This is a genomic window from Roseateles sp. GW835-FHT13E02, from assembly GCF_058794035.1.
The window spans coordinates 169,695-182,198 of the sequence record NZ_JBXAGJ010000013.1 but is presented as its reverse complement, the minus strand read 5'-3'; the positions used below and the strand labels follow the sequence as shown (position 1 = coordinate 182,198).

The 12,504-nt window shown below is 65.9% G+C and carries 11 protein-coding genes; 6 read left to right on the top strand and 5 right to left on the bottom strand.

Annotation, left to right across the window (positions count from 1 at the left end):
- Nucleotides 1-398 (top strand): ATP-binding protein (locus AC1Q6P_RS14600; protein ID WP_492664534.1); only part of this gene is annotated, 398 nt, incomplete at its 5' end.
- A gap of 166 nt (nucleotides 399-564) precedes the next feature.
- Nucleotides 565-2,151 carry a methyl-accepting chemotaxis protein gene (locus tag AC1Q6P_RS14595; RefSeq protein WP_492664535.1) on the top strand — a complete coding sequence of 529 codons (1,587 nt, stop codon included), beginning with the start codon at nucleotides 565-567 and terminating at the stop codon, nucleotides 2,149-2,151.
- Nucleotides 2,152-2,251: 100 nt separating this feature from the next.
- Here the strand turns inward: AC1Q6P_RS14595 and rpiA are convergent, their stop codons facing one another.
- Nucleotides 2,252-2,911: a ribose-5-phosphate isomerase RpiA gene (gene rpiA / locus AC1Q6P_RS14590; protein WP_171827963.1), complete on the bottom strand. Its 660-nt coding sequence runs from the start codon at nucleotides 2,909-2,911 to the stop codon at nucleotides 2,252-2,254.
- Nucleotides 2,912-3,189: 278 nt separating this feature from the next.
- Between rpiA and AC1Q6P_RS14585 the strand changes: the two genes are divergently transcribed.
- Nucleotides 3,190-3,570, top strand: a complete 381-nt coding sequence (locus tag AC1Q6P_RS14585; RefSeq protein ID WP_492664536.1) for a hypothetical protein — start codon at nucleotides 3,190-3,192, stop codon at nucleotides 3,568-3,570.
- 123 nt (nucleotides 3,571-3,693) lie between these two features.
- On the opposite strand, the gene AC1Q6P_RS14580 is transcribed toward AC1Q6P_RS14585, so the two are convergent.
- The 4 genes from AC1Q6P_RS14580 to AC1Q6P_RS14565 form a co-directional block, all read right to left on the bottom strand.
- A complete protein-coding gene (locus AC1Q6P_RS14580) occupies nucleotides 3,694-5,271 on the bottom strand; it encodes a carotenoid oxygenase family protein (protein WP_492664537.1) in 1,578 nt (525 codons plus the stop codon).
- Nucleotides 5,272-5,305: 34 nt separating this feature from the next.
- A complete protein-coding gene (locus tag AC1Q6P_RS14575; RefSeq protein ID WP_492664538.1) occupies nucleotides 5,306-5,815 on the bottom strand; it encodes a DUF2141 domain-containing protein in 510 nt (169 codons plus the stop codon).
- 231 nt (nucleotides 5,816-6,046) lie between these two features.
- Nucleotides 6,047-7,183 carry a 3-deoxy-7-phosphoheptulonate synthase gene (locus tag AC1Q6P_RS14570; protein WP_492664539.1) on the bottom strand — a complete coding sequence of 379 codons (1,137 nt, stop codon included), beginning with the start codon at nucleotides 7,181-7,183 and terminating at the stop codon, nucleotides 6,047-6,049.
- Between the two features lie 569 nt (nucleotides 7,184-7,752).
- Complete coding sequence (locus tag AC1Q6P_RS14565) at nucleotides 7,753-8,259, bottom strand: hypothetical protein (protein WP_492664540.1); 507 nt, start codon at nucleotides 8,257-8,259, stop codon at nucleotides 7,753-7,755.
- Between the two features lie 301 nt (nucleotides 8,260-8,560).
- Here AC1Q6P_RS14565 and AC1Q6P_RS14560 point away from each other — a divergent pair, with 301 nt between their 5' ends.
- From AC1Q6P_RS14560 to AC1Q6P_RS14550, 3 genes are all read left to right on the top strand, one after another.
- Complete coding sequence (locus AC1Q6P_RS14560) at nucleotides 8,561-9,601, top strand: quinone-dependent dihydroorotate dehydrogenase (RefSeq protein WP_492664541.1); 1,041 nt, start codon at nucleotides 8,561-8,563, stop codon at nucleotides 9,599-9,601.
- Nucleotides 9,602-9,614: 13 nt separating this feature from the next.
- Complete coding sequence (locus AC1Q6P_RS14555) at nucleotides 9,615-10,076, top strand: CYTH domain-containing protein (RefSeq protein ID WP_492664542.1); 462 nt, start codon at nucleotides 9,615-9,617, stop codon at nucleotides 10,074-10,076.
- A 185-nt stretch (nucleotides 10,077-10,261) separates the two neighbouring features.
- Nucleotides 10,262-12,403, top strand: coding sequence for a M64 family metallopeptidase (locus AC1Q6P_RS14550; protein WP_492664543.1), 2,142 nt, complete (start codon nucleotides 10,262-10,264; stop codon nucleotides 12,401-12,403).
- The last annotated feature ends 101 nt before the right edge of the window (nucleotides 12,404-12,504 follow it).

The window sequence follows — 12,504 nt, the reverse complement described above, 5'->3', positions numbered from 1 at the left end:
ATGAGGTGCTGGACCAGCTGTTCGACAACAGCCTGCAGCATGGCTGGGCCGGTCGCACCCAAGGCTGGGCCGGGCTGGCACTGGGCCAGATCCGCACGCCGGGCGATGAAACCGAGGAACGCGAGGCCGTGCAACTGCTCTGGCAGGACGACGGGCCCGGCATCCCGGCCGAGCACCTGCCCCATGTGCTGGAGCCGTTTTTCAGCACCCGCCTGGGTCAGGGTGGCAGCGGCCTGGGCCTGAGCACGGCCCACAGCCTGGTCTGCGAACTGATGGGCGGGCGTCTGGAGCTGCAAAGCCCGCCTGGACAGGGTTGCCAAGTGCGCATCACCCTGCCCCGGTTGTCGGCCGCGGCGCCTGCGCCCGCTTGGCCCGATCATTCGGCCCAGCCCGACTGAGCGCGCATGGCCCGCTGCCAGGGCCGCCTTTCGCACATATCCCGTGCATGGCACTCAAAAGGTGCGCGCACCAGCCGATAAGCCAGAGGTGAGGCCTGTGGCCGCCTCTTTCGCTCGCTTGTGCGGCAGCCAGGGCTCACCCCACCCCCAAGGATCAGGCTTTTCAATGACTTCAACATCTCCAACCTCCCTCAAGGGCCGCTCCATCGGTCAACGACTGGGCGCTGTACTGAGCCTCGTCTTGCTGATCTCCTCCGCGGGATCGGCCCTGGGCTACTGGGCGCTGCACAAGGTGGCGGTCGAGTCCGAGGTGATCCACAAGGAAGCCCTGGTGGCCGAGCGCGCCGCCACGGACTGGTATCGCAACATCACCAATGGCGTGAACCGCACCAGCGCCATCGCCGTCAGTGCCGACGCCAGCCTGGCCGACTTCTTTGCCGCAGGCGCCGCCGAATCCACCAAGCAATCGGGCGAGCTGCAAAAGCGCCTGGAAACCCTGCTGACCTCGCCCAAGGAACGTGCCCTGTTCGAATCGCTGTCAGAAGCCCGCAAGGCCTATCTGAGCGCCCGGGACGCGGTCACCGCCGCCAAGAAAGGTGGGGATTCAGACGGCGCGCGCCAGCTCTTCGACAGCAAGTTCCAACCCGCCGCGGCGCACTTCCAGGAGCAGATCAAAGCCATCGTGCAGTTGCAGCGGGAGCAGCTCGACGCAGCGGCGCACCGCATCGAGTCGAACAACAGCACGGCCCGCACCGGCTTGATCGTCTTCGCCCTGTGCGCAGCCGCCGCAGGCGTCGGCCTGGCCCTGTGGCTGACCCGCTCCATCACCGCGCCCCTGCAGCAAGCCGTGGGCGCGGCCGAGGCCATTGCCAACTTTGACCTCAGCCACCCGATCCCGGCCGGCGGCGCCGACGAAACCGGCCAGCTGCTGAACTCGCTGCGCCTGATGCAGGCCTCGCTGCTCAAGCTGATCGGCGAGGTGCGCAGCTCCACCGACAGCATCAGCACCGCCAGCGCCGAGATCGCCACCGGCAACCACGACCTCTCGGCCCGCACCGAGCAGACCGCCTCCAATCTGCAGCAGGCCGCGGCCTCGATGATGCAGCTGACCGGCACGGTCAAGCAGACGGCCGAATCGGCCAGCACCGCCGACCAGCTGGCCGGCAGCGCGGCCGAGGTGGCGCAGCGCGGCGGCACCGTGGTGGGCCAGGTGGTCAGCACCATGGAAGAGATCAGCAACAGCTCGCGCCGCATCGGCGACATCATCGGCACCATCGATGGCATCGCCTTCCAGACCAACATCCTGGCGCTGAATGCGGCCGTGGAAGCCGCCCGAGCCGGTGAGCAAGGCCGCGGCTTTGCCGTGGTGGCCAGCGAGGTCCGCTCCCTGGCCCAACGCTCGGCCGAGGCCGCACGCGAGATCAAGAGCCTGATCGGCGCCAGCGTCGAGCGGGTCGAATCGGGCACCCGCCTGGTGCAGGACGCCGGCAGCACCATGGGCGAGATCGTCGCCAGCGTGCAGCGCGTGTCCCACATCATTGGCGAGATCAGCGCCTCGGCGCGCGAGCAAAGCGATGGCATCCACCAGATCAATGCCGCCGTCACCCAGCTCGATCAGATGACCCAGCAGAACGCGGCCCTGGTGGAGGAATCGGCCGCCGCAGCCGAGAGCCTGCGCGATCAGTCCTCGCGCCTGGCGGAGGCCATCGGTGTGTTCCGCCTGGAACGCAGCGGCGCTGCACGGCGCCACTGAGGCCGAGTCAGGAACCTGGGCCCGAGCGAGGCCCAGGCACAAAAAAAGCCGGTCGCGATGCGCCGGCTTTTTTGTTCTCGTGCGAGCCCGAATCGGCGAATCAGAAGCTCAAGGTCTTCACGCCTTCCGAGGTGCCCAGCAGGCAGACCTGGGCGCGGTTGCGGGCAAACACGCCCACGGTGACCACACCGGGCCATTGGTTCACATCGGCCTCAAATGCGACCGGGTCGCTGATTTTCAGGCCTGTGACATCGAGGATGTGGCAGCCGTTGTCGGTGACCACACCGGCGCGCAGCGTCGCCACGCCGCCCAGGGCCGCAAAGCGGCGGGCCAGCTGGGCAGCAGCCATGGGGATGACCTCGACCGGCAGCGGGAACTTGCCCAAGGTCTGGACCAGCTTGGATTCGTCGGCGATGCAGACGAACTTCTGCGCCAGATCGGCGACGATCTTTTCGCGCGTCAGCGCCGCGCCACCGCCCTTGATCATGTGGCCGCCGTGATCGATCTCATCGGCGCCGTCGATGTAGACGCCCAGGCCCTGCACCTCGGCCGCGTCGAGCACGGCAATGCCCAGGGCCTTCATGCGTTCGGTCGAACGCACCGAGCTGGACACGGCGCCCGCCACCTGGATGCCGCTGGCGGCCAGGGCATCGATGAACTTGTCGACCGTCGAGCCGGTGCCCACGCCGACGATGCTGCCGGGCTCCACGTACTGCAAAGCGGCTTGGCCAACCAGGGTCTTGAGTTCGTCTTGGGTCATGGTGCGTCGAGGGGTCAAAAAAGGAAGGAGAAGCAGCGCTGCGAGGGTTGCGCTGCAAAGCCCGCATTATCGATCACGCTCGCGGGCCACCCTGGCCCGGCAGCAGAGCACGGCCCCAGAGCCTGGCCAGGGTCGAGCCTTGGAACGCAAACCCCTCCCGGGAAAAATACTGTTTGCACATACAGCTGTTTGTTTATACAGTTGCCGCAACGCTGCGACGGAACACGCGATGTCCGCATCAGCAGCCAAGCCCAAGCAAGCCCCCTGGAGCCCTGACGATGAACCTGAGCCGCCCCACCGCCGCCCACACCACCCAGCCTTCGAGCGCCGCCCGCGTCGCTGTTCCAGCGCAAAGCGCAGGCGGGGCCTCCACCCTGCCCGGCTGGGTCGCTCGCACCAGCCTGGAATCGGGCCGCAAACCAGCGATCCGGCGCGGGCATGGCCACGCCGGCCAGGAGCGTTTCGGTGTCTCGACCGCCCTGCGTGCGCTACGCGACCCGCAGTCCTGGATCACGGCCATCGCCGTGCTGACCCTGGTGGGCCTGAGCGGTGGCGCTTTTGAGGCCGAAGACAGCCACAGCGAGCGCAGCGCCATTCATCTGCACAGCGGCATGACCAACGATGCCGTGGTCGCCGAACTGAGCAGCAGCCAGCGCTGAAGCCGGCAGAAGCCGGGCTCGAAGTCCAGCCCGAGCTCTGCCGGGCTCGGCATGCCGCGCTGAACTGAGGCGACGCTGTGCAGCGGCGCAAGCTCGAGGACCTTCGGCGGCGCTGTTGACGCCTCAGGCGGCGTAGAACTTGCCGTGGAAGCCGTAGGTGACCCAGTACGGCAGCCACACACGTGCCAAGGGGCCAGCGCTGAGCGCCTGGGCGTCAAAGACGCTGGCAAAACTTCGCTGGCGGCGGCAGTCATAACCCAGGCCCAGCAGCCAGCCCTGGCCCTCACCGGACGCGCCTTGCGGCGTGCCCGGCTTGGGCACCAGCACATGCTCCTCCAGCACCACCTCGGGGCCGAAGGCAAAGCGCTCGCGGCGCCCGGTCTCCAGATCCAGGTGCATCAAGCCGTTGTAGCCCCAGCGTGGCCCCAGGTCCACGGCCGTCGGGTAGTAGACATGGCGGTGGCGCTGCCCGACCACACGCGGGTCGACGACCGGAAACTCAACCGATTCGCTGCGCGACTGCACGCTGATGCGGCCAGGCGCTGAGGGCTGAACGCCCGCCGCACCGGGCGCCGCGGCCCCCACCTGCAAGCGCATGAAACGCGGCTGCGAGCTCTGCGGCGCCGGCCGTTCGCCGCGCATGACCTGCTGCAACTCCGCATTGGCCTGCGGCAGCGGGCGCGACTCGACATAGTCCAGGTACAAGGTCTCGGCACCGGCCGCGCCCTCGTCCCAGGCATTGCCGAAGTGAAACACCAGGCTGGCTGGCATCTCGAAGACACGCCGGCGGCTGAAATCAGCCTTGTCGATCACCAGCACCCGGGTCGCGTCCTGCGCCTGCCAGCGCATGGAATCCAGCATGCTCTGGCCGCCACGCACGGCCGCCATGTCCAGCTGGATCGGCGGCAGCAGAAAGACCAGAAAGCGCTGAGACATGGCGAAATCGTGGACCATGGGCACGGGCACCGGTGACTCGAAGACCTCGCTGCGCAAGACCTGACCCCGGGCCGAGATCTGGTAGACCACCATGCGGTCGCCGGCCGTGCCGAAGTTCCAGACCGTGCCATCCGGCTCCACCTTGGGGTGGGCCGAGAACGGCATGCCGGCCAGCTCGGGCGACCAGACCCTTGGGCCACGCGTCGCCAGGGTCTGCGGGTCCAGCTCGTAGGCGCTGCCGCCCTCCCACAGCGCATGGAGCCGGCCATTCAGCAACATCACGCTGGTGTTGGCGACATTCAGGCTGTCGGAGTTCTGGATGGCCATGCGCGGCGGGATGGCCGTGCCGAAAGCCGGCAGCAGGAAACGCCCGGCTTCAGCCTCGGCCTTGAACTTGCGCGTCTGCACAAAGCGGGCCTTGTGCGCCACCTGGCCGCGGCCCGCGCTGCCGCCGAAGGTCCAGGCCTGCACCAGGCCATCGCCATCGAACCAATGGCGGTAGCGCTCCTCACCGCGGGCCATCAGGCCCGGGCCGTTGCGGTAGTAGGTGCCGCGCAAACCGTCGGGCAGGCGGCCTTCGATCTGCAGATCGCGGGCGTCCAGATCCTGGCCGCGCAAGCCCTGCAGTGGCAGCAACTCCGGCGCCCCGCTGGCGAATGCCGCCACACCCAGTCCCTGGGCCATGGCTTCTTGCAGCCCCGTCCAAGCGAGGCCAGTGGCGGCACCGAACTTGAGCCAATCACGTCTTTGCAGGGTCATCGTCATCGCGTCCACTCCTTGCGCGCTGCGCCAATTCACATCACTTCAAGGACACGCTCAGGCGTGCACCGGCCACCACCTCGAACTGCGCCGCCTCGAACTTGGGCGGGCCGAACATGCCGGTGGCGTTGTTGGAGAAGGCAAAGGGCTCGGTCGGCATGCGCATGGCGTTCATGTCCAGGCGGCCATTGCCGTTGAGGTCGTGCGCCACATTCAGAGCCAGGCGGCCGGGTGGCAAGGCACTGAGCTTGATCACCATACGCCCATCTTTTTGGGCGCTGGCCGGGGCGCTGGCCACGGCCACCGGCTTTTTGAGCCAATCCTCGGGCGAGGCGAACACGCTGACCAGGATCTGGCCCTCGCTGCTGGCGATGCCGCTGAGTTCCAGCTCCATGTCGACCGCAGCAGCCGGCGCGGCAACTGCGCTGACCGGTGCATCCGCGGCCAGGGCCGACAGGCTGCAACTGCCGCTGAGCACCAGGCCGGCCGCAGCCAGGCCGATCAGTCGGCGCGCCGCAGCGGCCGGGCGATGGAACGACATCTTTTTCATCATGGCAGGTCCTTTTCGGGTTCAGTCAGTGGCGATGACTGGACTCTAGAAAGCCCCGCGCTGGCGTCCCAGCCCCTTGCGACCAAGTGAAGCCCCGCGGCGCCAACCGCAGCCGGCAGGCGCGAAAGGAAAGGCCCGCTGAGGCCAAGCCAGGTGAACAAAAAAAAGGGCGGCCGCCAGCGGTCGCCCTCGATCCAGTTCGGATGCGTTTCGGCCCGGGGGCCTGCCCGCTCAGCCGCGCCGCGCGCGCACCGCGGCCGCCAGCTCGCGCAGCAGGGGCTCGGTCTGCGACCAGCCCAGGCAGGCGTCGGTGATGGAGACACCGGGCAGCAGATCCTGCTTGGTCTGGCCCTCGGCCAGGTCCTGCCGACCCGGCTGCAGATGCGACTCGATCATCACACCGGTGATGCGCTGCTCGCCACCCGCGATCTGCGCCGCCACATCGCGGCCGACATCGATCTGGCGCTCGAACTTCTTGCTCGAGTTGGCGTGCGAGAAGTCCACCATCACCTGCTCGCGCAGGCCGGCGCTGCGCATGGCCTCGCAGGCGGCAGCCACCGAGGCTGCGTCGTAATTGGGCGTCTTGCCGCCGCGCAGGATGATGTGGCAATCGTCGTTGCCGCGGGTCTCGAAAATGGCGGCCGCGCCCATCTTGGTCATGCCCATGAAGGCATGGCTGGCGCGCGCGGCCAGCACCGCATCGCTGGCGACCTTGATGCCACCGTCGGTGCCATTCTTGAAGCCCACCGGGCAGGACAGGCCAGAGGCCAGCTGGCGGTGACTCTGGCTCTCGGTCGTGCGCGCGCCGATGGCGCCCCAGGACACCAGATCGCTGATGTACTGCGGCGACAGCAGGTCAAGGAACTCGGTACCGGCCGGCAGGCCCAGGGCCGTCACATCCAGCAGCAGCTTGCGCGCCAGGCGCAAGCCTTCGTTCATGTGGAAGCTGCCGTCCAGGCGCGGGTCGTTGATGTAGCCTTTCCAGCCGACCGTGGTGCGCGGCTTCTCGAAATATACGCGCATGACGATCAGCAGGTCTTTACTCAGCTCGGCGCGCAAGTCCTTGAGCAGGCGGGCGTAGTCCATGGCCTGGTCGTGGTCATGGATGGAGCATGGGCCCACCACCACCAGCAGGCGGTCATCACGGCCGTGCAGCACATCGCTGATGTCGCGGCGCGCCTGCTCGACCAACTGCAGCGAGCTGTCCGGCGGCGGCAACTCATCCAGCAGCAGGGCCGGCGAAATCAAGGGGCGAACGGCGCCGATGCGGGTGTCGTCGGTGCGGGTGCTGTCCTGCGTGCTGGCATCACCAGCATCGCTGCGGCGGCCGATTTCGCGGTCCTTTGCGGGGTTGTCGAGAGACTGCATGACTCAAACTCCAAGAAACATTGCTGGCATTATCAGTTCTGACTCGATCCGCCTCACGCGATGGTCGCCTGACCCAACCTGCTCGCCTGCATGCCCATGGTGGGCTTGACCACCTGAAGCCAATTCAAGCCAAGCCTTTGCTCTTGGCTCGTGGGTAACTTCTCGGCGCGATCCAGCCAGGGCTTGATCGAACAACTTCCTGGGTGTGAAGGGCATCGGCAGCCGCCTTGAGGCCTCGATGATCATGCGGCTTGCATAGATCTTCAGGGACGACCAAGTTGAGTTCACTTGGGCCCAGACCGAGACCACTCTGCAGGGCTGCCTCTGCCGCGCCTTCGAGTGGGTTGACGGACCTCGGCGCAGCAGTTGTTTGCCAAACATTGAGCTGACTAACAGTGAAATTCAGCAAATCCTTGGCAAGCGGCACTGGGCAATACGCCGAAATCGAGCCCCTTATTGGAGCGAACGCGCGGCAGAACTTCTCTGCGACCGCCCAAACTCAATTCAAGCTGAGCTTCATTGCTAGTCAGGAGCATCTTTGGCGACATTCCCTAATCCAATCAACAAGTTTATCTAGAGGGTTTCTTAGACTCGGAATAGCGAGGCAAATTCTTTACATGCAAAAACTGATACATATTATTGCGAACAGTCTCCATATCACAATTGACCTGCCCTATTTCAGTGCCATTGCGAAATACACGAACACCAGCCTCATCTGGAGTCTCTGCATATGGAAACGAAGATGTAGATACATGCACGAAGTACATATAGCTGCCCCTCGTAAATGTCACAATTGAACGCGAGCCCTTTGCCCATGGCTCATAGTCAAACGTGAAGACTTCCGAAAGAGCCTTCTCCTTATTTGAATAGATCAATTCAGGAATTTGACCAGGGAATCCGAATACATAACTAAGCGCACCCTTGTTGCCCCCCACTTTTTCACTCAAGCAAAGGGACACAATCTTTTTCCCGGCTTGACATTGGAAGACCACATTTTCGCCCTCCTCGCAACTAAAACTAGATGCGCAAGCTAGCGCGAAAGTAACAAACAATAGCACACCATGTTTCGCAATCATGACGCATTCCAATAATATATTGACGTTCAAAGCGACTCAAGCAAACTCATCTTAAATTCTTCACACAATTCATCGCCTGACGATTGATCCACTTCACGGTCCTGAGCGGGGTTGTCGAAAGACTGCATGGATCAAGCTACAAGAAACATGGGGGCCATTGACTGTGCAGGCTGCGGCATTGCTGCTGGGCCGCCGGCGAAGCCAATCGACCCATGTGAACCGCAGAGCGGCTTGTGGTCTGGAAGGGCATGCCCAAAAGCCGGCTCGGTCCTGCCCCGCCCCTCTGCGACAATTCCCCGCTATGCCTATGATCCCCTACGCCCTCACCCGCCCTTTTCTGTTCGGCCTGGACCCCGAACATGCCCATGAGCTGACGCTGGGCGCCATCGCCCGGCTGCAGAACACACCGGCGCAATGCCTGTGGTCGCAGCCGCGCATCGCCGATCCGATCGAGCTGGCCGGGCTGAAGTTCCCCAACCGCATCGGGCTGGCCGCCGGCCTGGACAAGAACGGCCGCTGCATCGACGGCCTGGGCGCCATGGGCTTCGGTTTCATCGAGGTGGGCACGGTCACGCCCAAGGGCCAGCCCGGCAATGACAAGCCGCGCATGTTCCGGCTGCCCGAGGCCGGCGCCTTGATCAACCGCCTGGGCTTCAACAACGAAGGCCTGGCCAGTTTCCTGGCCAATGTGCAGCGCGCGCACAGCTTCCGCGCGGCCGGCGGCCTGCTGGGCCTGAACATTGGCAAGAACGCCGTCACCCCCATCGAAGAGGCCGCCAGCGACTACCTGCTGGGCCTGGACGGTGTGTTCCCGCATGCCGACTACATCACCGTCAACATCTCCAGCCCCAACACCAAGAATCTGCGCGCCCTGCAAAGCGACGAGGCCCTGGACGCCCTGCTCGGCCGCCTGCAGGAACGCAAGCTGCAGCTGGAAGCGAGCGCCAAGCGCCAGGTGCCCATGTTCGTCAAGATCGCGCCCGATCTGGACGAGGAGCAGGTCGCCGTGATCGCCCAAACCCTGCAGAAGAACGGCATCGACGGCGTGATCGCCACCAACACCACCATCTCGCGCGAGGCGGTCAAGGGCCTGGCGCATGCCGAGGAAACCGGTGGTCTCTCAGGCCGGCCGGTGTTCGAGGCCAGCAACCGCGTGATCCGCCTGCTGCGCTCGGCCCTGGGGGGCAACTACCCCATCATCGGCGTGGGTGGCGTGATGAGCGGCGAAGACGCCCGCGCCAAGCTGCAAGCCGGCGCCGACCTGGTGCAGATCTACACCGGCCTGATCTATCAAGGCCCGGCCCTGGTGCGCGACTGCGCTCGCGCCATGGCCCGAGTCTGATCGGCCACGTCTCATGGCGGTTGAAATCGAACGCAAATTCCTGGTCCTCGGCGAGGCCTGGAAAGCCAGCGGCCCGGGCGAATTCATCAGCCAGGGCTATTTGAACCGCGACCCGGCACGCACGGTGCGCGTGCGCATCAAGGGCGAACAGGCCTGGCTGACCATCAAGGGCCGCTGCGAAGGCGTGGCCCGGGCCGAGTTTGAGTACCCGGTGCCAGTGGCGGACGCGCGCGAGCTGCTGGCCCTGTGCGAAGGCCCGCGGGTCGAGAAGATCCGCCGCGAGATCCGCCACGCCGGCATGCTCTGGGAGGTGGACGAGTTCCTCGGCGACAACGCCGGCCTGGTTGTGGCCGAGATCGAGCTCAGCGAGGCCGACCAGGCCTTCGAACGCCCCGACTGGCTGGGCCAAGAGGTCAGCCAGGACCCTCGCTATTTCAACTCGGCGCTCAGCAATCTGCCCTTCTGCCGCTGGTGAACCCCGCCAGGCCGGCTACGCCGATTCATCGGGTTAGTCCCGAGATGCAGCGAAACCACGTTTGCATCCATTCTTTCGTTTTGCGCGCATTCCGTACAAGCCGCCTGCGCTGAGTTTCACGACCATGGCGCTCCGTCATCCCCTGGTTGGGCCACCCGCCCGACCGCAACCGATGGAGCATGCCCATGAAGCATTGGAACCCACTCACCCTGTCCATCCCTGGCGCCGCTCTGGCGCTGTTTGCCGTCACCGCGCAGGCCCAAGATCTTCTGCTGCGCCTGTCTGCCGATGCCAGCCTCGGCACCACCAGCCTCGACATCAGCCACGCTCAGCGTGGCAGCTTTGCCCAGCCCGGCGCCCGGCAGAAACCGCGCGAGGGTGAACTGCTCGTGATCGGGCGCAATGCCCAGGGGCAGGAGTTGTTTCGCCGCGCCGTGGCCAACCCCAGCCGCAAGACGGCCGAGGTCTTCAATGAAACGACCGGTCAGATTGAGCTGTCTCGGCCCTTGGCCGCACGGGGCGCGATTGAGCTGAGCGTGCCGGAGCCCGCCCAACTCGCCAGCCTTGAGCTGAGCGAGTACCGCAGCCAAGCGGGCCTGAGCGCAACGCCGGGCCGACGCCTCAGCCGCAAGGAGTTGGATGCCTTGGTTCAACGCAGCGCCCAGCAGAACACCTTGGCAGCGACCGCCGTGCCCACCGGCAGCACCCTGCTGTGGGAAAGCGGCAGCAGCGCTCAGCGCATGGACATCGTCATCATCGGCGACGGTTTCACCCGCGCTGAAATGCCGGCCTGGCAAACCGCGGCCCAACGGGTGTCGGACGGCATCATGGCCGACCCGCTGTTCGCCCGTTTCAAGGGTGCGCTGAACATCCGCCGCGTTGACATCGAGAGCGCCCAGTCGGGCGTGACCGAAGGCGGCGTGGTGCGCAACTCGGCGCTGGGCAGCCAACTGGGATGTTTCAACATCGCGCGCCTGGTGTGCACCGACGAAGCCAAGGTGCTGGCGGCCGTTTCGGCCGTGGCGCCGGCCAATGGCCGCGATGTGATCATCGTGCTGGTCAACAGCCCCACCTATGCCGGCGCGGCCAGCGGCAATATCGGCGGCTTCTCCTTGCACCCCCAATCCATCGAGATCGCCCTGCATGAGATCGGCCATGCGGCCTTCCAGTTGGCCGACGAGTACGACAACGGCACCTGCGACACCAGCAGCGAGCCCCGCGCCGCCAACGTCACCCGTGTGGCCACGCGCAACGGGGTCAAATGGGCGCAGCTGATCGCCGCCACCACGCCGGTACCGACCAACCCGGGCTCGGTCAGCAATGGCACGGTGGGGGTGTTCCAGGGTGCCGACTATTGCCCCAGCGGCAAGTACCGGCCGACCGAAACCTCGCGCATGCGCGCCCTGTCCAACCCCTGGCATGCCGTCAATGAAGCGCGAGCCAAAGCGGTGTTCGACAGCTACACCGGCGGCGGTGGCGACGCCCTGCCCGTGATCAGCAGCCCGCCGCGCAGCGTGACGGTCAATGCCGGCCAGAGCGCCAGCTTCAGCGTCAGCGCCAGCGGCAACGGTTTGAGCTATCAATGGCGCAAGAACGGCACGGCCATCGCCGGCGCCACGGCCGCCAGCTACAGCACGGGGCCCACCAGCCTCAGCGACAACGGCGCGCAGTTCAGCGTGCTGGTCAGCAACAGCGCCGGCAGCGTGAGCAGCGCGGCCGCCACGCTGACGGTCAGGAACAGCGATGCCGTACCGCCCAGCATCAGCACGCAGCCGAGCAATGTCAGTGTCAGAGCGGGCAGCCCAGCCAGCTTCTCGGTGACCGCGGCCGGCACCGGGCCGCTGAGCTACCAGTGGCGCAAGAACGGCAGTGCCATCGCTGGCGCCACAGCGGCCAGCTACTCGATCGCCGCAGCCGCCAACGCCGACAACGGCGCGCAGTTCAGCGTCACCATCAGCAACAGTGCCGGCAGCGTCACCAGCGCCAACGCCACCTTGACCGTCACCTCGGACAACAGCGGCGGCAGCACCGTGAACGGCACGCTGGCGGCGGGTGCCAGCTTGACCTACCCCAGCGGCAGCCCGGGCTACCACCTAAGCAGCGCCGGGGGCAAGTTCAGTGCCACGCTCAAGGGCCCGGCCGGGGCCGACTTCGACCTCTACCTGTACAAGTGGAACGGCAGCAGCTGGGCCGTGGTCGCCAAGTCGGAGGGGCCGGACGCCAACGAGGCCTTCAGCTACACCGGGACAGCCGGCTATTACTACCTGCAGCTCAGCTCTTACGCAGGCAGCGGTGCGTTCACGCTGAGTTACACCCTGCCGAAGTAATGCATTAGCTCACCACACCACGTCCCTTTGCCCGCCCGCTGCGTTCGTTCCCGGCCGCAGCGAGGCCGGCCCTGCCTCGCCCGTGCTGAAGCTCCGGCGAA

Bases quoted from the DNA above. Each gene is read 5' to 3' on its own strand.
- AC1Q6P_RS14595 (WP_492664535.1), top strand. From the start codon at position 565: ATGACTTCAACATCTCCAACCTCCCTCAAGGGCCGCTCCATCGGTCAA.
- rpiA (WP_171827963.1), bottom strand. From the start codon at position 2,911: ATGACCCAAGACGAACTCAAGACCCTGGTTGGCCAAGCCGCTTTGCAG.
- AC1Q6P_RS14585 (WP_492664536.1), top strand. From the start codon at position 3,190: ATGAACCTGAGCCGCCCCACCGCCGCCCACACCACCCAGCCTTCGAGC.
- AC1Q6P_RS14580 (WP_492664537.1), bottom strand. From the start codon at position 5,271: ATGACGATGACCCTGCAAAGACGTGATTGGCTCAAGTTCGGTGCCGCC.
- AC1Q6P_RS14575 (WP_492664538.1), bottom strand. From the start codon at position 5,815: ATGAAAAAGATGTCGTTCCATCGCCCGGCCGCTGCGGCGCGCCGACTG.
- AC1Q6P_RS14570 (WP_492664539.1), bottom strand. From the start codon at position 7,183: ATGCAGTCTCTCGACAACCCCGCAAAGGACCGCGAAATCGGCCGCCGC.
- AC1Q6P_RS14565 (WP_492664540.1), bottom strand. From the start codon at position 8,259: ATGATTGCGAAACATGGTGTGCTATTGTTTGTTACTTTCGCGCTAGCT.
- AC1Q6P_RS14560 (WP_492664541.1), top strand. From the start codon at position 8,561: ATGCCTATGATCCCCTACGCCCTCACCCGCCCTTTTCTGTTCGGCCTG.
- AC1Q6P_RS14555 (WP_492664542.1), top strand. From the start codon at position 9,615: ATGGCGGTTGAAATCGAACGCAAATTCCTGGTCCTCGGCGAGGCCTGG.
- AC1Q6P_RS14550 (WP_492664543.1), top strand. From the start codon at position 10,262: ATGAAGCATTGGAACCCACTCACCCTGTCCATCCCTGGCGCCGCTCTG.